The 17039-nt window shown below is 72.8% G+C and carries 22 protein-coding genes; 11 read left to right on the top strand and 11 right to left on the bottom strand.

Annotation, left to right across the window (positions count from 1 at the left end; genetic code table 11):
• Window positions 1-59: 59 nt before the first annotated feature.
• Genes ACT17Q_RS01135 through ACT17Q_RS01110 form a run of 6 tightly spaced genes read left to right on the top strand, consistent with a single transcriptional unit; the run spans window position 60 to window position 2913 of the window.
• Window positions 60-347 (top strand): WXG100 family type VII secretion target, encoded by a 288-nt coding sequence (locus tag ACT17Q_RS01135; protein WP_268531100.1) that lies wholly within the window; start codon window positions 60-62, stop codon window positions 345-347.
• Complete coding sequence (locus ACT17Q_RS01130) at window positions 347-907, top strand: hypothetical protein (protein ID WP_444664143.1); 561 nt, start codon at window positions 347-349, stop codon at window positions 905-907. Before ACT17Q_RS01135 ends, ACT17Q_RS01130 begins: the two co-directional genes overlap by 1 nt.
• A 1-nt stretch (window position 908) precedes the next feature.
• Window positions 909-1223, top strand: a complete 315-nt coding sequence (locus ACT17Q_RS01125; protein ID WP_444664141.1) for a hypothetical protein — start codon at window positions 909-911, stop codon at window positions 1221-1223.
• 54 nt (window positions 1224-1277) lie between these two features.
• Window positions 1278-2051 (top strand): hypothetical protein, encoded by a 774-nt coding sequence (locus tag ACT17Q_RS01120; RefSeq protein ID WP_444664139.1) that lies wholly within the window; start codon window positions 1278-1280, stop codon window positions 2049-2051.
• Entirely contained in the window at window positions 2048-2497 is a 450-nt protein-coding gene (locus ACT17Q_RS01115) for a DUF2510 domain-containing protein (RefSeq protein ID WP_444664137.1), read from the top strand. The genes ACT17Q_RS01120 and ACT17Q_RS01115 overlap by 4 nt, the downstream gene beginning before the upstream one ends.
• Window positions 2494-2913: a DUF2510 domain-containing protein gene (locus tag ACT17Q_RS01110; protein WP_444664135.1), complete on the top strand. Its 420-nt coding sequence runs from the start codon at window positions 2494-2496 to the stop codon at window positions 2911-2913. The genes ACT17Q_RS01115 and ACT17Q_RS01110 overlap by 4 nt, the downstream gene beginning before the upstream one ends.
• Here the strand turns inward: ACT17Q_RS01110 and ACT17Q_RS01105 are convergent.
• Complete coding sequence (locus tag ACT17Q_RS01105; RefSeq protein WP_444664133.1) at window positions 2901-3332, bottom strand: hypothetical protein; 432 nt, start codon at window positions 3330-3332, stop codon at window positions 2901-2903. The two genes, ACT17Q_RS01110 and ACT17Q_RS01105, sit on opposite strands and share 13 nt — an antisense overlap.
• On the opposite strand from ACT17Q_RS01105, the gene ACT17Q_RS01100 reads away from it, so the two are divergent.
• Window positions 3318-3749, top strand: a complete 432-nt coding sequence (locus ACT17Q_RS01100) for a hypothetical protein (protein WP_444664131.1) — start codon at window positions 3318-3320, stop codon at window positions 3747-3749. The two genes, ACT17Q_RS01105 and ACT17Q_RS01100, sit on opposite strands and share 15 nt — an antisense overlap.
• A gap of 10 nt (window positions 3750-3759) precedes the next feature.
• On the opposite strand, the gene ACT17Q_RS01095 is transcribed toward ACT17Q_RS01100, so the two are convergent.
• From ACT17Q_RS01095 to ACT17Q_RS01065, 7 genes are all read right to left on the bottom strand, one after another.
• Window positions 3760-4860, bottom strand: a complete 1101-nt coding sequence (locus ACT17Q_RS01095) for a fatty acid desaturase family protein (protein ID WP_444664129.1) — start codon at window positions 4858-4860, stop codon at window positions 3760-3762.
• 6 nt (window positions 4861-4866) lie between these two features.
• Window positions 4867-5328, bottom strand: a complete 462-nt coding sequence (locus tag ACT17Q_RS01090) for a hypothetical protein (RefSeq protein WP_444664127.1) — start codon at window positions 5326-5328, stop codon at window positions 4867-4869.
• Between the two features lie 55 nt (window positions 5329-5383).
• On the bottom strand, window positions 5384-5776 hold the full coding sequence (locus tag ACT17Q_RS01085) for a LapA family protein (protein ID WP_444664125.1): 393 nt from the start codon (window positions 5774-5776) through the stop codon (window positions 5384-5386).
• A 139-nt stretch (window positions 5777-5915) separates the two neighbouring features.
• Window positions 5916-6323 (bottom strand): cupin domain-containing protein, encoded by a 408-nt coding sequence (locus tag ACT17Q_RS01080; protein ID WP_094181268.1) that lies wholly within the window; start codon window positions 6321-6323, stop codon window positions 5916-5918.
• Window positions 6320-7858: a glycoside hydrolase family 130 protein gene (locus tag ACT17Q_RS01075; RefSeq protein WP_444664123.1), complete on the bottom strand. Its 1539-nt coding sequence runs from the start codon at window positions 7856-7858 to the stop codon at window positions 6320-6322. Before ACT17Q_RS01075 ends, ACT17Q_RS01080 begins: the two co-directional genes overlap by 4 nt.
• Window positions 7855-8913 (bottom strand): glycosyltransferase, encoded by a 1059-nt coding sequence (locus ACT17Q_RS01070; RefSeq protein WP_444664121.1) that lies wholly within the window; start codon window positions 8911-8913, stop codon window positions 7855-7857. Before ACT17Q_RS01070 ends, ACT17Q_RS01075 begins: the two co-directional genes overlap by 4 nt.
• The gene (locus ACT17Q_RS01065; RefSeq protein WP_444664119.1) at window positions 8913-10046 is read right to left on the bottom strand and encodes a glycosyltransferase; all 1134 of its coding nucleotides are present in this window, start codon (window positions 10044-10046) and stop codon (window positions 8913-8915) included. Before ACT17Q_RS01065 ends, ACT17Q_RS01070 begins: the two co-directional genes overlap by 1 nt.
• A 203-nt stretch (window positions 10047-10249) precedes the next feature.
• Here ACT17Q_RS01065 and ACT17Q_RS01060 point away from each other — a divergent pair, with 203 nt between their 5' ends.
• From ACT17Q_RS01060 to ACT17Q_RS01045, 4 genes are all read left to right on the top strand, one after another.
• The gene (locus ACT17Q_RS01060) at window positions 10250-11272 is read left to right on the top strand and encodes a glycosyltransferase family 4 protein (RefSeq protein ID WP_444664117.1); all 1023 of its coding nucleotides are present in this window, start codon (window positions 10250-10252) and stop codon (window positions 11270-11272) included.
• A 142-nt stretch (window positions 11273-11414) separates the two neighbouring features.
• Complete coding sequence (locus tag ACT17Q_RS01055; RefSeq protein WP_444664115.1) at window positions 11415-12311, top strand: nuclease-related domain-containing protein; 897 nt, start codon at window positions 11415-11417, stop codon at window positions 12309-12311.
• A 66-nt stretch (window positions 12312-12377) separates the two neighbouring features.
• Complete coding sequence (locus ACT17Q_RS01050; protein ID WP_444664113.1) at window positions 12378-13055, top strand: DUF433 domain-containing protein; 678 nt, start codon at window positions 12378-12380, stop codon at window positions 13053-13055.
• A gap of 11 nt (window positions 13056-13066) precedes the next feature.
• The gene (locus ACT17Q_RS01045) at window positions 13067-13465 is read left to right on the top strand and encodes a PIN-like domain-containing protein (protein ID WP_444664111.1); all 399 of its coding nucleotides are present in this window, start codon (window positions 13067-13069) and stop codon (window positions 13463-13465) included.
• 81 nt (window positions 13466-13546) lie between these two features.
• Here the strand turns inward: ACT17Q_RS01045 and ACT17Q_RS01040 are convergent, their stop codons facing one another.
• From ACT17Q_RS01040 to ACT17Q_RS01030, 3 genes are all read right to left on the bottom strand, one after another.
• A complete protein-coding gene (locus ACT17Q_RS01040; protein ID WP_444664109.1) occupies window positions 13547-15223 on the bottom strand; it encodes an NERD domain-containing protein in 1677 nt (558 codons plus the stop codon).
• A 267-nt stretch (window positions 15224-15490) separates the two neighbouring features.
• Window positions 15491-16213: a PKD domain-containing protein gene (locus ACT17Q_RS01035; RefSeq protein ID WP_444664107.1), complete on the bottom strand. Its 723-nt coding sequence runs from the start codon at window positions 16211-16213 to the stop codon at window positions 15491-15493.
• Between the two features lie 92 nt (window positions 16214-16305).
• Window positions 16306-16947: a DUF6318 family protein gene (locus ACT17Q_RS01030; protein WP_444664105.1), complete on the bottom strand. Its 642-nt coding sequence runs from the start codon at window positions 16945-16947 to the stop codon at window positions 16306-16308.
• Between the last annotated feature and the right edge of the window lie 92 nt (window positions 16948-17039).

Here is a 17039-nt window from a genome sequence, read left to right as displayed (position 1 = left end):
GTCCACAGGCGGGTGAGCGAACGGTACGAAGCGGGCGGTCCGCCGCTACGCTGCCACGCATGATCCAGCTCACGGTCGACCCCGACGACCTGGAGGACGCGGTGTCGGACATCCGGACGTCCGCCGCCAACCTCGAGGCGTCGCTCGACGGGCTCGACGCGGACATGAAGGTCCTCGCCGCGGCCTGGACCGGCGACGCGTCCGACGCGTTCCAGGCCAGGTACCGCGCGTGGGACTCGGACATGTCCCTGGCCGTGGCGGATCTGAGGATCATCGGAGACCTGCTGTACCAGGCGTCGCTGTCCTACACGGAGACCGAGGCCGCCGTGATCGAGAGGTGCGCCTGATGAGCTCTCCCGCCGGCGGCCCCACGCCCGACGTCGTCGCCGGGCTCGAGGCCTTCTCCCGGCGTGCGGAGGCCTCGCTCGCGCGGCTGCGCGACATCCAGAGCCAGATCGACGCCATCGTGCCGCCGCAGCTCCCGCACGCCGTGCACGCCGAGATGGACGCCGACGGGCTGCTCACCGAGCTCACCATCGAGCAGGACCTCCCGGCCGACGAGCTCGAGCACGAGATCGGCCTGGCGGTCACGGACGCCACGCGGCGCCGCCCCGCCCCCGACGTCGCGACGACGCAGGCGAGCTTCCCGGCCGCCGCCCGCGCGGGTGAGCTCGACCTCGGACGGATCCTCGACCAGGTCCTCGGCGGGCTGGACCCGGACGCCGAGCCCGCCGCGCACCGCAACGTGCGCAACACCGTCGAGGTCAGCGCGCAGGCCGGCGTCGTCCGGCGCGTGCGGTGCGACCACACCTGGCTCGCGAACACGTCCCGCGCGGGCGTCGCCGCGGAGGTGCTCGCGACCGTCAACGAGGCCGTCACCGCCTCGACCACCCCGGGGAGGGCGTGACATGGCCGACGAGTTCTCCGTCGACACCGAGGCGCTGCGTACCGACGCGTCCACGTGGCGCGGCTGGCAGGACCGGCTGAACGACATCGGCAGCGCCGTGCCGACGGTCGGCAGCGACCTCGACGTCCTCGCCTTCTCGTTGCTGCCCGGTGCCGACCAGGTGCGCACCGCGTACGCGTCGATCGCCAGCGGCCTCGCGGACCAGGTCGCCACGGGCGCGACGGTGTTCGAGGGCGTGGCGAGCACGCTCACCGCGGTCTGCGACCTGTACGAGGACGCCGAGGCCGCCATCGTCGAGTCGTTCCGCACCCGATGACGTCGCTGACCGACCGGCCGACGAACCCGTCTTCGCACACCAGAGGAGCAGCCCGTGTTGGGTCCTAGCGCCGAGCAGGTCGCCGACTTCATCATCACCGGCTGTGACGGCCTCGAGAAGATGGTCAGGGCCAACGTCGCGGCCGCCCCCGCGCTGATCGACCGTGCGCTCGACGCCGTGCGCGTCGGCTGGCCCGTCGGCGTTCCGCTGCCCGAGCCCGCCAAGGACCTCGTGCGTCGGCTCATCATGGAGGCCGTGCGCGAGTGCGCCGAGGTCATCTACGACGCGCTCGACCTGTTCCGCACCCTGGCGCGGTCCGTGGGACGACCGACCCTGCTGCGCTCCGCGGCGGGCCGTCTCGACACGGACGTCATCGCCCGCGCCGCCTCGCTCGGCGCGGACCTCGTCCCGGCCAACCTCAAGGCCGACGACCGCTCCGGCTGGGACTCCGTCGCGTCCGACGGTTACGACACCGCGATCACCGAGCAGAAGACGGCGGTCGGCTCGATCGACGACGTCGCCCGCGGGCTGCGGGACGCGCTCAACGCCCTGGCGAACGACATCGAGGAGTTCTTCGACGAGCTCAAGATCGCCTTCATCTCGTACCTGCTGTGCGTCGCCGGGCTCGTGCTCGCGATCCTCACCGCGGTCGAGACGGTGGGCGTCGGCGCGGTGATCGGGCTGGTCGTGGCGGTGCTCAGCATCATCGTCGGCATCTACAGCCTGATCTCGGCGTTCACGGGCGCCTCCGCGCACAACTCGGCGAACGCCGAGCGCCTGGCGACCACTCCCGCACTGTCCTGGCCGAGGTCGGCCTTCGCGACATGAGCAGCCAGAGCGCACCCCCACCGCCACCTGCCGGCTGGTACCCCGCCGACCGCGCCGGGTTCGAGCGGTGGTGGGACGGGTTCCGCTGGACCGAGCACGTCCGGCCCGTGTCGCCGACGCAGCCCGCCGCACCCGGCCAGGCGGCGCCGGGGCGGGCCGCCGGGCGGCCGACCGAGGTCCTCCAGCTCGAACGCATCACGTGGGCGGGGGTCGCCTGGGGCGGGTACGGCGGCAGCGCGCTCTCCACCGGGTTCGGCGCGCTCTTCGTCCTGATCTCCCTGCCACCGCTGCTGTTCGCCCTCATGGAGGACGAGCTGTGGCGGGCGTTGTTCATGGTGGCGATCGCGCTGGTGCTGCTCGTCGGAGCCGCCGCACTGTTCATCAACGCGCACTTCTGCCGCGTGCTCGAGCAGCGCAAGCGCGCGGCCCGGGCGCCTCGACCGTGAACGCATCCCACGCGGCGCACCCGGCCGCCGGACCACCATCGCCGCCGGCGGGCTGGTACCCGGCAGAGCCCCGGACCGAGCGCTGGTGGGACGGGACCCGGTGGACCGCGCACACCCGGCCCACGCTCGCGCACGACCGGATCCGGTGGGCCGGCATCCCGTGGGGCGGCCCCGGCGGGCCGAGGACCCAGCTCGTGATCGCGGGCGTGTACGTCGCCCTCGCACTGCTGCCCACGCTCGTCGCCGTCCAGGCGCGCTCGTCCTCGGCTCGGGCCATGGGACTGCTGCTCGCGTCCACCCTGGTCATCGCCGGCGTGCTCATGCTCGTCAACGCCCACTTCTGCCGCCTCATCGCGCAGCGGCGGCAGTGGACGCCCGACCCCTCCAGCCCACCGACGCAGGTTCAGGCTCCGTAGCGGGCGGCGAGCTCGGCGTCACGGGCGCGGGTCAGACCCGCGCGCAGGTCGTCGGCCGGCTGCTCGTCGGGACGGCGCTCGTCGGAACCGCGCGTGCGGACCCACGCGAGGGTGTCCCGGACCGTGGCGGCCAGCGGTCGGGCGCGGAGCCCCGCGGCGAGCGCGCGCGTGATGTCGACGTCGAGCAGGCCGCGCATCGTCGGGTCGTCGAGCCACAGCGGCAGGTCCGCCCACGCGCGCACGCCCTCGACCGCTCGCTGCTCGTCGGACAGGACGACGGGCTCGAACGCCACCCCGACCTCGTCGGCGACCGTGCGCAGCAGCACCTCGAACGGCACCGCTGGCGTCGCCGCGTTGAACGTGCCGACGGCGGGTGGAACTGCTGGGCGGAGAACGCCGACGCCGTGTCGTCGTTCCACTCCACCATCTGCGCGCTCGAAGGGCTGCTCGAGTACGAGACCGCGACCGGGGGCACCGCGGCGTCGCGCGCCGCCCGGTCGGCCGGGGAGGAGTACCTGCTCGAGCGAGGGCTGCTGCGGCGGTTGACCACCGGCGAGATCGTCGACCCGCGGTTCGCGATGCTCTCCTACCCGGTCCGCTGGTACTACGACGTGCTGCGCGGGCTCGACCACTTCCGGCTCGCCGACCGCCGCGACGAGCGGCTCACCGAGGCCGTCGAGCTCGTCCGCTCCAAGGCCGACGAGCACGGCCTGTTCCCGTACGAGAACCGCCACGAGGGGCCGACCCTGTTCGACATGGAACAGGAGGGCGAGGGCTTCCCGAGCCGCTGGGTGACGTTGCGCGCGCTGCGCGTGCTGCGCTGGTGGGACGCCTGACGCGAGCGCGTCAGCGGTACTGCGTCACGAGCGGGCACTGGAAGGGGTCACGCGCGGCCAGCCCCACGGCGTTGAGGTGTCGCACGACGATCCCCCACGACCGCGGCAGGCTCGTCTCGGTGTAGGTGATGCCCCGCTCGGCGCAGAACGCCCGGACCGTGGGCTGCAGGCGCCGTAGGTTCGGCCGGGGCATGCTCGGGAACAGGTGGTGCTCGATCTGGTAGTTCAGACCGCCCATGAACAGGTCGGTCGCCGGACCGCCGTGGACGTTGCGGCTCGCGACCACCTGCCGGCGCAGGAAGTCGAGGCGCGCGTCGCGCGGCACCAGAGGCATCCCCTTGTGGTTGGGCGCGAAGACCGCACCCATGTAGACGCCGAACAGCCCGAGCTGGACGCCGAGGAACGCGAACGCCATCCCCACCGGCAGCAGCCAGAAGACCACACCGAGGTAGCCGCCGATCCGCAGCGTCATGAACGCGATCTCGACCGGGCGGCGCTTGACCGTGCCGCGCCCGAAGACCGTCTTGACCCCGGAGACGTGCAGGTTCAGGCCCTCCAGCAGGAGCAGCGGGAAGAACAGCCAGCCCTGCCGCCTCGCGAACCACCCCTTCACGCCGGTCCGGGCAGCCCGCAGCTCCTGCGTGTGGAACACGAGGAACCCGGTCGCGATGTCCGGGTCCGCGCCGACCTGGTTGGGCTTGGCGTGGTGCCGGGAGTGCTTGTGCTGCCACCAGCCGTAGCTCATCCCGGCGTACAGGTTCGCGATCACCAGGCTCGACCAGTCGTTCCACCGTCCGGAGTCGAAGATCTGCCGGTGCGCGGCGTCGTGGCCCAGGAACATCACCTGCCCGAGCAGCACCGCGAGCACCGCGGCGATCACGAGCTGCCACCACGAGGGCCCGATCACGACGAACGCGGCGAACGTCAGCGCCAGCAGGGCGGTCAGCACCAGGAAACGCACCCAGTAGTAGGCGTGGCGTCGGCGCATCAGCCCGGAGTCGTGCACGGCACGGCTCAGCTCCGCGAAGTCGCTGACCTGCCGTTCACGGACCGAGACCGCACCGGCGGCCGTGGGCGTCGCAGCGCCGTCGGGGCTCGTCGAGGAGTGCACGGCGGCCTACTCGAACCGGATCGACTCGACGGCCGCGTGCGTCGCGGCGGCCCGCGCACGCTCGTCGCCCGCGAGTGCCTCGGCAACGGCCGCCCGTTCCGAGGCACGGGTCCGCAGGTCCCGGCCGAGGTCACGGAGCATCGCGGCCAGCGCCGCGGCGAGGCCGTCGCGGAGCTGGGCGAGGGTCGTGTTCTCGATCAGCAGGCGGCGGTCGGCGACGACGAGCCGCAGCACGGGCCCGTCCGTGGGGGCACCGATCTGCGCACAGAGGGCACGAGCCGTCGCGGGGTCCTCGATCCGGGCCCGCTCGGTGTGGCTGACCTGTCGGGAGAAGACGGCCGGGACCGTGTAGGCCGCGGGCTCGTCGGGTGTGCCGATCTGCAGCGGGAGTCCGGTCTCGAGCACGGAGAGCAGATGCAGGTCGCTCGCCGCGGCGGGATCGGTCGGGGGGCTGGTGGTGGTGGTCATGGTGGTGCCTCTGTTCAGCTGGATGCGGACGGCGCGGGTGCGCGCCGATCACGGCTCAGACGGTCGATGCCGTCGTGGCCTGCCGGTCCGTGCGGATGCGGCGGCGCAGCTGGCCGATGCGCAGGCTTCCGATGACCAGCGCGATCAGGCCGACACCGATCCCGGCGATGAGCAGGACGAGCGACAGCGGGGCCGAACCGGACATCCCGAGGAAGGTGACCTCGACAGGCGTCGTGTTCTGCATCATGAACACCACGAGGGCGATCAGGACGGCGACGCCGACGCACACGCCGACCCAGGCGGCGCCGGTCCGCGAGCGCAGGGGCCGGTCCGTGGGCGACCCTTGCGTCACCTTCGACGGTCGGTGGCCGTCAGGCAGCGGACGCATCGGCACGTCGAGCGGGGAGGAGTGGGTGCGAGAGATGGGGGTGTTGCGCTGGACGGGCATGACGCCCTCCTTCGACGTGCCGGGAGGCGGGCCATCGACTGAGGGCAGGTCATCTCGGAACTTCTCCCATCGTACGCCCGTTCGAGCGAATTCGCCCGGTTCGGGCGTGAGCTCCTCGGGGCCGTCGTCGCTGCTCGCGTCAGGGGTGGGTGGTGTCCGCCCGTCCGTACCGGTCCGCGAGCCGCACGACGTCGTCGCGCCACCCCGGTGCCGCGGTCGAGGACTCCGCGAGCAGCACGTCGGTCACCGCCGTGAGGCGGTGCAGCACGCCGGCGGGCAGGTGCACGACGTCGCCGGCGCCCAGTTGCTGCGGCACCAGGAGCTCGGCCGCCGCGCCGTGCTCGATCAGCGCGTCGCCGGACACCACGACCATCGTCTCGTCCTTGTCGACGTGGTACTGCAGGCTGAGCTGCTCGCCGGCCCGCACCACGAGGAGCTTGCCGACGTAGCCGTGCTCGCCCTCGGCGTAGATGTGCTCGTGCCCCCACGGCTTGACCTGCACGGACCCGGCGGAGAACCGGGCATGCGGTCCGGTGCTGACGGTCATGATGCTCCCTCGATCGGTCGTGCGGGGTCCTGCAGGGTGGTGGCGGCCGCTGCGGGACGCAGCGCGTCGAGCAGCGGGTCGAGGTCGACGAGCGCGAACCGTGTGGCGGTGTCGCTGCTGCCGTACGGCACGACGAGCGTGCGGCCGTGCAGCATCGCGCCGCACGAGTAGACGACGTTCGGGACGTAGCCGGAGCGCTCGTCGTCCGTGCCCGTCAGGAGCGGGTGATCGAGCCGTCCGACGACGCGCGTCGGGTCGTCGAGGTCGAGCAGGAGCGCGCCGATGCTGTAGGTGCGCATCGGCCCGACCCCGTGCGTGAGCACGAGCCAGCCGCGCTCGGTCTCGACCGGAGGCCCGCAGTTGCCGAGCTGCACCAGCTCCCAGCCGCGCTCGGGGCGTTGCACGACGACGGGTGGTCCCCACCGGAGCAGGTCGTCGGACGTCGTGACCGCGTTGCTCTCCCGGTCGGCGCGCGACAGGGCGACGTACCGCCCGCCCACCTGCCGCGGGAACAGGGCCAGGCCCTTGTTGCGTGCACCCGGGCCGCCGAGCGGCCGGCTCGACACGTGCGCGAGGTCGGTCGTCGACAGGAGCTGCATCGTGATCTCGTGGCCGTCGAACGCGGTGTAGGTGCCGAGGTAGGTGACGGTGCCGTCGGGCGCCGTGAAGCGCACCAGGCGCACGTCCTCGATGCCGCGGCTCTCGGTCGAGGTCTGCGGCATCAGGACACGCTCGGGCAGGGCGGAGTCCGGCGGGAACGTGACGTCGTAGCTGCGTCGGGCGATCCGCTCGAACCGCTCGACCGTGCGCGACGCGGACCCGCGCGTGAGCCGCTGCGCGCGCAGCTCGCCGTACGCGCGGTCGAGGTCCGCGCGGCCGAACTCGCGGCCGAGCGCGCCGAGCACGAAGTCCGCGTTCGCGTGGTCGTCGTCGAGGTCCTCGTCGATCTCGTGCGCGAACGCGGCGCGCGCGTACCGGGGTTCGGCGACCACCGGCTGCCGGGTGTGCGCCGGTGTCGCGTCGAGCGTGAGGGTGCCCGCCGCGTCGATCACGCCGGTGCGCAGCTCGAGGCTCGACACGTGCCCCTCGCCGAGCGCGCGCAACGTCAGCACGAAGCGCGTCGCGCCCGCGGGCAGCCCGCGCTGGTCGGGGTGCGGGACCATCGAGGGGTTGAACAACGCGGCCGACTCGACCGCGTACTCCTGCGTGAAGTACGCGCCCACGAGCCGGCGCCGGTGCGCAGGCAGCTCGTCGGCGTGCGCGAGCCGGTGCCGGACGAGCGCGAAGTGCGCGTCCCACGTCCCGGCGAGGTCGTGGTGGCGGTGCCCGAAGTCGGCCGTCAGCTCACGCAGCTCACGCTCGACCTCGTCGTCGTCGAGCGCCAGGACCCGCGCAAGGACCGCCGTCGACCGCGACTCGCCGGACGTCACCATCTCCTGGCCAGGCAGGAACAGCCGGGTCACGACACGGTCGGGGTCCGGGCGCAGTACGTGCGCGGTGCGGCGCACCCAGGGCGGGTTGCCGGTGGCGGTCACGGTGCGACCGTGGGACCCGCCCCGACGAGCTGCGCGCATGCCAGCCACGCGAGCGTCGACTCGGCACCCTGGTTCCGGTTGACCCCGTCGCGCTCGAGCCCGTCGAAACCGCCGCCTGTCGCGGCGTCCCGCACGGGGACGCCCGTGTCGTTCGCGCCCTCGAACCACGCGACGCAGCGCTCGAGGACCACGGACCAGCCGGCGTCGCCGGTGACCCGCAGCGCCGTCGCGGCGGCCTCGGCGAGCGCAGTGGCTTCGATGGGCTGCTGGTCGAACCCGGGCCGCGCGTCGTCGCGCCCGCGCCCGCCCGCGGGGACCACCGAGAGGTGGTCGTCGACCGTCTGCTCGGCCACCAGCCAGTCGAGCAGCCGGATCCCGTCCGCGAGCAGGCCGTCGTCCGCGAGCGCGCCCCCGACCGCGATCATCGCTTCCGGCAGCACGGGGTTCGCGTAGGTGAGGCGGCTCTCGGGCCACGGCCAGCGCGCGTCCCGCACGGGACGCGCGAACCGGCGACGGGTGTTCTGCAGCAGGCGCAGCGCACCCGCGTGGTCCGGGGTGGCGCGCAGGAGCTCGACCGCGCCGAGCGCCGCGTACGCGGTGGCCCGCGGGTACGACGAGCGGGCGCACGTCGCGGCCGACGCCCCACGACGCGCGTCGTCGGCGAGCTCCGCGTCCGGCACACGGGCCGCCGCGGTGCCCATCGCCCACAGCGCGCGCCCCCAGTGGTCACCCGACGACGGTGTGTCGAGCCACGCGCCGTCCGGGCTGCGGCGGTTGTGCAGCAGGCCGCCCTGGCGCACCGCCGAGCGCACGAACCGTAGGTAGACGCGGGTCAGCGCGAGCGTCTCGTCGTTCTCGCGCGTCCCGTCCTGCCGCAGGGCGCGGGACGTCACGACGAGCGCGCGCGCGACGTCGTCGACGCACATGCCGTGCTCGACGCGCGGCTGCGTGCCGAGGGCGTGCTCGTACAGCCCGGTCGGCGTGGTGAGGCGGGCGAGGTGGTCGAACCGCACCCGCCGGTCGGGAGCCGTCGCGAGGACGGTGGTGGGCGCCATCAGACGGCTGCCGGGAGCGCGAGGTGCCGCACGCCGGCGGCGACGTCGAGGTACTGCGCGGCGACCGCGGGCCACAGCAGCACGGCGGTGAGGCGTCGCGCCTCGGCCGCCATCGCGTCGGCGACGCCGTCGACGGTCAGCACCCGCTCGATCGCGGCGGCCATCGCGGACGGGTCACGCTGCGGCACCAGGATCCCCGCCCCGCTCGAGAGCAGCTCGACGGCGTGCGGGAACCGCGTGGAGATCACGGGCTTGCCCGCGGCGACGGCCTCGGTGAGCACGCCGGACGTGACCTGCTCGTTGGAGTCGTACGGGAGCAGGACGACGTCCGCGCTGCGGACCACCGCGCGCAGGTCCGCAGCGGGCAGGTACCGACCGTCGAACCGCACCGACCCGGTCAGTCCCAGGTCCTCGGTCAGGGCCGTCAGCCGGTCGCGGTACGCCTCACCGTCACGTTCGAGCACGCGCGGGTGCGTCTGCCCGACGACGCGGTACGTGGGCAGCGGGGCGCGGCCGCGCAGCTCCGCGAGCGCCAGCAGCGCCCACTCGATCCCCTTGCCCTGCGAGAGCAGCCCCCACGTGAGGACGGTCCGCGGCCGCGCGCTCGTCGTGCGCCCCGTCCCCGCCGTGGCGCGGTTGTCCTCCGCACCGTGCGGGACGACCGTGACGCGCGCCGGGTCGACGCCCCAGCCCGCGACCAGGCGGTCCCGTGCGGTCGCGGTCATCGTGACGAGCGCCGCGGACCGCTCGACCAGCTCGGCCAGCACGCGGTGCTGGTTCGGCGTCGGGCGGGTCAGCACCGTGTGCAGCACCGTCACGACCGGCACCCGCACCTGCGCGACCAGGTCCAGCACGTCCTGCCCGTCCGGCCCGCCGTAGATCCCGTACTCGTGCTGGACGAGCGCCACGTCGAACTCGTCGAGCGCCGCCGCGGCCCGCCGCGCACCCTCGTCGTCCCCCGCGACCCACTCGTGCACGACGAGCGGCGCCGCACCCTGCGGCTCGTCGACCAACCGCACGACCCCCACGTCCGCACCCGCCGCGAGCAGATGCCGCACGAGCGCCGCGCTGAACGTCGCGATGCCGCACTGGGTGGTCGGGTAGGTCGACAGAACTCCGAGACGGACGATCATGAGGGGGCTACTTCCCTGTACCTGCGCGCAGCGTGAGTGCTGCCGTCCACGGTGGGAGAAGGAGAAGGCCGCGTCCCCAGGGGCGCCGGATGCCGGCGCCGGGTCGTCCTTGCCGGAGGGCTGACACCCGACGAGAACACCCCGAGCCTAACAGCGCGGCGTACGCTCGGCCCGACCCCGGGAGGTCCACCGTCAGAGTCGCCGTGCTCGCCTCGATCGCCCACCGCGTCCCGCCGCGCGGCTACGGGCCGTGGGAGCAGGTCGCGTCCACGCTCGCCGAGGGCCTCGTCGCCCGCGGGCACGACGTCACCCTCTTCGCCACCGCCGACTCCGTGACCGCCGGGCGCCTGCACGCCGAAGCACCCGCCGGGTACGAGGAGGACCCGTCGGTCGACGCGAAGGTCTGCGAGGCGCTGCACATCGCCGCCGTCTTCGAGCGCGCCGACGAGTTCGACGTCATCAGCAACCAGTTCGACTTCCTGCCGCTGGTGTTCAGCCGGCTCACCGCCACGCCCGTGGTGACGACGATCCACGGGTTCTCGTCCGAGAAGATCGTCCCCGTCTACCGCGCGTACGACGACGTCGCGCACTACGTCGCGATCAGCGACGCCGACCGGCACCCGTCGTTGACCTACGCCGCGACCATCCATCACGGCATCGCCTCGTCGTCGTTCACCCTCGGTGCCGGGGACGGCGGGTACCTGCTGTTCCTCGGGCGGATCCACCCGGACAAGGGCACCGCGACGGCGATCGCCGTCGCCTTGCGTGCGGGGGTACCGCTGGTGATCGCGGGGGTGGTGCACGACGCCGAGTACCACGAGCGGTTCGTCCTGCCGCACGTCGACGGTTCTCGGGTGCGGTACGTGGGGCCTGTCGGGCCCGCCGAACGTGACCGGCTGCTCGGTGGGGCCGTCGCGCTGCTGCACCTGATCGACTTCCCCGAGCCGTTCGGGCTCTCGGTGGTGGAGTCGATGACGGCCGGGACGCCGGTGATCGCGTACCCGCTGGGGTCGATGCCCGAGCTGATCCGGCCGGGGGTGTCCGGGATCCTGGTCCGTGACGAGGCCGATGCCGTCGCGGCCGTGCCCGAGGCGGCTGGTCTCGACCGCGCAGCCGTGCGCGCCGACGCCGTCGCCCGGTTCTCGTCGGACCGCATGATCGACGACTACGAACGCCTCTTCACCCGCATCACCACCGACCAAGGCGGGCGCGCGCAGACGCCGTGAGCGACCGACGCGGCTCCAGACAGGACGGGCAACCGCCGATACATCGACCATGGACGTCGCAGGTCGAGGCGCCGAGGAGCAGGCCTCACGGCGCGCACGACGCGCTGCGCAGCTCCACGCGGAGCGAGAGCGCGGTGGCGCGGTGGACGAGGCCGCACTCGAACGGCTCCGACGCGACCAGCGGGCGTGGGCCGCAGGCGCCGAGGGCGAGCGACGCGTCGCAGAGTCGCTCGGGCGCCTCGAGCGCTACGGCTGGACGATGCTCCACGACGTGCGCTGGCCGGGCCGTCGGCAGGCGAACATCGATCACATCGCCATCGGTCCAGGCGGCGTGTTCGTCGTCGACGCGAAGAACTGGTCCGGAGACGTGCGCGTGTCCAGCGAGGCAGTTCGACAGAACGGGTATGGCCGGGCGTCGGCACTCGAGGGTGTCAACCAAGCGGCAGCCGCAGTGGCCGCCCTCCTCATGCCTCAGCACCGGTCTGCGGTGCGTGGCGTCATGTGCCTCGCGGGCCAGGAGGACCAACCGGTCACCATGGTCAACGGCGTCTTCGTGGGTGGTCGCTGGCAGCTACCTGAGCACCTGCTCGCGATGCCGCCACGACTGACGGTCCTGGAAGTCGCTGACATCGCCCGGTTCCTGGCCTATGAGCTCAGCTCGAACCAGCCGCGCGAAAGGCGCGCGAACGCTCCTGCTCCGGCCACCGCGCGTCGCCCGAACGTACGCCCGACACCACGACGTCCCGCGGGTCTCGCTGGCTACGTGCTGCTGGCGGTCGCCGTCGCGCTCGGCTCGACTGCCGGTCTTGCGGGCGTCGTGGCACTGACGAGCATGGCGCTCCTCGTGGGCGCACTGTGGACGACGATCAGCGGACATCGGTTCGCGTTCCTCGGTTCCCGCTCTCGGGCAGCCCTCGCGATCTGGCCCGCACTCCTCCTGATCGCGCTGTCCAACTACATGTGGGGCGACGACGGCCCACCGGCGTCGCTCGGCTCGACGATCGCCTCGCAAGGCCAGCAGCTCACACCGCCCCTGTGACGCAGGCGCAGCGCGTCGCTACGGAGAGAACCACCGCGCGCCAGCAGGCCGTGGAAGGGTGCGCGCATGGCCACCTCGCTGCTGGACAGGGCGATCTACTCCGACGCGGACGTCGATCGGCTCGTCGGCGTCCACACGGGCACCGCCCGCCGTTGGCTCGAGGGCTACACCCGTGGCGGGCACTTCTACGAGCCCGTCCTGCGGGCCGAGCCCACCGGTGCGGACAGCGTCACCTGGGGTGAGATGGTCGAGGCCCGACTGCTCGCCGAGTTCCGCAGCCGCGACGTGCCGGTGCAGCGGATGCGGCCGGCGATCGTGCGGCTCCGGGCCGAGTTCGGCCCCTACCCACTCGCCCACTCGCACACGCTCCTCGATGTCGAGGGTCGCGAGCTGGTGCGCTACGTCGAGGAGGAGGTCGGCCTCGACAGCCGGCTTCGACTCGTCGTCGTGCGGAACAACCAGTTCGTGCTCACCGAGACCACCGAACGATTCCGCGCTGCCGTCGACTACGAGGACGGCGTCGTCAGCCGGCTCCGCCCTGAGGCGCGCACACCGGACGTGTTCATGGACGCGCGGCGAGCGTTCGGGCAGCCCGCGGTACGGAACGTCCGCACCGAGACCATCGCGGAGGCGTACCGCGCCGGCACGAGCCGCGAGAACATCGCCGACCTGTTCGACCTCACCAACGACCAGGTGGATGCGGCGCTGCGGTTCGAGATGATCGTCGGCGACCAGGCGGCCTGACGGACGCTGAGGTGTACTTCGCCGACGAGAACACGCTCGGGCTCGGCAAGCTCCTGCGTCGCAGCGGGCGCGGCGACGTCGTCCACCCGGGGCACCCGTCGCTTCCCGAGGTCCCGCTCGGGACCCTCGACCTCGACTGGATGCCCGTGATCGCAGCACGGGACCAGGTGGTGGTCACCCGGGACAAGCGGATCCGGACCCGTCCCGCCGAGCTCCTCGCGTACCGCGAGTTCGGCATCAGGTCCGTGTGGATCGGGGCGAAGCGGGACCTGGGACCGCACGAGCGGCTCGAGCTGTTCCTCCGCCACGAGACTCGGCTCCAGCGCGAGATGGTCAAACGCGGGCCCGGACCGTGGGCGTTGGCGCTCGGCGAGGCCGGCGTACGCCCGTTGCGCCTCGCCGACGGCTAAGGACGAGACAAGTTCTCGGCCATCTGAGCCCCGAGCCCGACGAGCGCACGCCGCATACGCGACCGCGCAGCCTCGGCGGCGTCAGAGTGGATCACTTGGCACCCACTCCCACGCGTCGCGCAGCCTCATGCGCACCGCCTCCCCGCCCACCTCTTCCACGTACCCGCGAGGCCCGACGACGACGAGCAGCACCCGCGCCCGCGAAAGCCCCGTGTAGAGCATCGTCCGCGCACGCTCCGCGTCCCGGACCCCGTTCACGGCCAGCACGACGACGGTCCGCTCGAGCCCCTTGAACCCGAGCACGTGCCCGTAGAACACGTCCTGCCCGCCGAAGAAGCCGTCCCAGTACTCCCGGTGCCCCGCCAGCTCGACGGTCTCGACCTGCAGCGGGTGCCGCCGCCCGGTGGTGAGCAGCGCGATCTGCCCGGGCTCCCACCCCTCGGCGAGCAGCGCGTCGACCGCGTCGTCGGCCGCACCCACGGCGTCGTCGGCCGGTACGTCGACCACCCGCACCGGTGCGCCTGCCCACCCCCGCGGCCGGGTGATGCCGGTGTGCAGCGCGCCGCAGAGCTGGGCGATCTGCTTGGTGGAGCGCAGGTTCTCGTCGAGCGTGATCACGGTCAGCTCCACGGGCGCGGTCCCGGAGCGCGGGAACACGCGCTGGCCGTCGTCCGAGAACACGGCGAGCCGGCCGGCGTCGGGGTCGCGCAGGCAGCGCAGGAGGGCGGGCCACCAGGCGTCGCCGAAGTCCTGGGCCTCGTCGACGACGACCGCGTCGAACAGCTCGTCGGCAGCGCGCTGCGCCGCGAGGTCGCCCAGCTCGCGCGGGAGGCGCTCCTCCCAGTCGGCGGGGTCTCTGTCGTCGCCCGGCGTGGCACCCCACCGGACGGGCAGCTCGTGGAACAGCCCGACGTACGCGGGCCGCTCACGCGCGGGCCAGGTGGCGGTCGCGCGTTCGAGGTAGCGCGCCAGCCCGCGGGAGTAGCACATGAGGGCCACGCGATCTCCGGCCCGGGCGCGACGACGCGCGTGCTCGAGCGCGAGCCACGTCTTGCCCGTCCCCGCCCCGCCGACGACGTGCACGCGCGGCAGCGCATCGAGGTACCGCATCGCGTGCGCCTGCTCGCGCGTCAGCCGGTCGAGGTGGTCCTCGTACTGCGCAGCGTCCGCGAGCGCCTCGGCCTGCGACGGGAACCCGCCGGTCAGCCATCCGACGAGCGCCTCAGCCGCGACCTCGTCGAGCGGGGCGTGCCCCGTCCCGTGGTCCTCGATCGCCCGCCGGATGACGCGCACGGCAGCCGACCCGTCGGTGACGTCGTCGCGGTCCAGGAGCATCGTCCGCGGGAGCTCCGGAGCGTCCCACGGCGCCGGGACGTAGACGTGCGGCAGCGCGACGAGGTGCGCTGTCCTGGTCCGCGCCGCGGCCAGACCCTGACGGTCGAGCAGGCGCAGCAGCGTGTGCTTCGCGGACTGCACCTGACCCACCGGGTCGATGGCGTGCCGGTGCTCGCCGGACCCCTGCCACCACTGCCCGTCCGCGCGCGTGACGTGCCCGCCCTTGACCTCGATCGCCGCGACACCCAGACCGGGCCAGACGACGAGCAGGTCGATCTCCCGCTCGATCGCGCCGTCCTGGAGCAGCGTCCCGGCGAGCACCACGGCGTCGTCGGGAAGGTGCTCGCACAGCGCCTCCCAGACGCGCTGCTCTGCCCCGCCGTCCTCGGGGAACGACGGGTGCTCGGGATAGCTACGCGCCACCGGGCCTCCTCGCGTCGACTCTCCACCGAGATATCGACACGCGCACGTCCGCCCTCAACCCGCTCGGATCGGAGCCAGCGGCGAGCCCGCCTCAGCCTGCAGCGCGACGGCTGCGCCTGCGGCGTCGACGAGGCGTCTCGCCGCATCCGCCCCCGCCGGGTCGTCGCCCGCGCAGCAGTTGCGCGGTGCGGAGCACTCCTCGTCGCGCCCGTCGGCACACATCGCGATACCCGCGCTGCCCAGCCCGACGAGGCCGAAGCACCACCTTCAGTCGACGAGCGTCGACCGCAGCTCGATCACCTCGAACGGCTCGCCCTCGTCCACCGTCTGCACGGTCCCATCCGCATCACGCCACCTGTGGGCGGGGTCCGTCGCGACCCGGTACCTCGCAGCCCACGTCGTGTGCAGCGTGATGCGCGCTCGCCCCAGCTCGCCGTACACGTGCGTGAGGTCGAAGGCCGGGTACGGACGCCCGGGCACGACACTCGTGAGCGAACCACCATCGCCGAAGTCCCAGGCGTACTCGGCCGGTGTCACGAGCACCTCGACGTCGTAGAAGTCCAGGAGCCTGACGTCGAACCGCTGCTCGTTCGGCTCGGCGTACACGATCACAGGCTTCGTGATCAACATCGGCCCCGACGCAGGCTGGTGCCGCACCCGCACCGGCTCGACCTTCAACCGGCGAAGGTCCTCCCCGGTGAGCGGCGGCTGCAGGTCCTCGGGGCACACCCAGTCCCCGAGCCGGTACCACTGGTTGTCGCCCTCGAGCGCCTGCCGCCAGAGTGGAGCGAGCGGCGGCCCGTCCTCGCAAGCGAGGCCGGGCGGGGGTATGGGCGACGGACAAAGGTGTTGGGAGCCGGCGGGGGCCTGACACTCCCCCGTACGTTGGTACCTGAACTTCCGTTGGCTCACGGGGCGTGCCTCTTCAAGACGACGCTCGTGCTCTCTCTGGAACGCGCTCGCATCGACGCCGTCTTCCTCGCCGATCACCTTGATGTCACCAGGAAGAGTTGTCGCGTACGCGTGCGCCGAGCCCAACACCCCAGACGCCAGTGCGGCGCCCCACGCTGCCGCGAGAATTCTCAGACGGGGTTGGACCACTTGATATCCACCCCGTCGACCCGCCACCCGTGCTCAGTCCAGGACACGAGGAACTCCATACGGGCCTCGAGCACGTAGTCGATGTCCTTCTCCACGGAGCCGTCGGAACGGAACAGCTTCCCTTCGTGCTCCCGGAACGTCACACCGACCCCGTACTGCCGACCGTCGACGAGCACCGAGTCTGCGTAGTCGATCTCGATGCGTCCGCCGGTGCGCCGCTTCCCCGCCGCTTGCTCGGTCTCGACCTGCTCGACGGTGCCTGCGCAGTACTTGCACGACTCGCCGCTCATCGCGCGCCACTCCGCCAAGTCACCCGTGGCGAACACATAGGGGAACAGCGCGAGGAAGTACTTCGCAGCCTCGGCAGCACTCTCCTCCGAGGGAGGGCCATCCAGTGCGGTCGGCCGCTTCGGCGGGATCGTTGCGTCGAAGTCCTCGGCCGTCGACGTCGGTGAAGGGATCGGGGTCGGCTTGCCGGTCGGCCCCGGCGTCACTGTCGCACGGGAGGTCACCGGAGGCGTCACCGTCGCCTGCGCCACAGGTGTCGCGCTGTCACACGCCGCCGTACCGACGACGACCATCCCCGCGAGCGCGGCAACGGCGGCAGTTCTGCGAATACGCATGGCGCCGAACCTACCCAGATCGGACAGACCACATCACCCGCCGTCTCACACCTGTGGACAACGGTTCGGGCCCCGACCCCGCCGTGGCGACA

Origin of the sequence: Cellulomonas sp. CW35 (assembly GCF_052378485.1) — a bacterium.
In the GTDB taxonomy this organism is placed as follows: domain Bacteria; phylum Actinomycetota; class Actinomycetes; order Actinomycetales; family Cellulomonadaceae; genus Cellulomonas; species Cellulomonas uda.
This window is presented reverse-complemented; position numbering and strand designations above follow the sequence as displayed.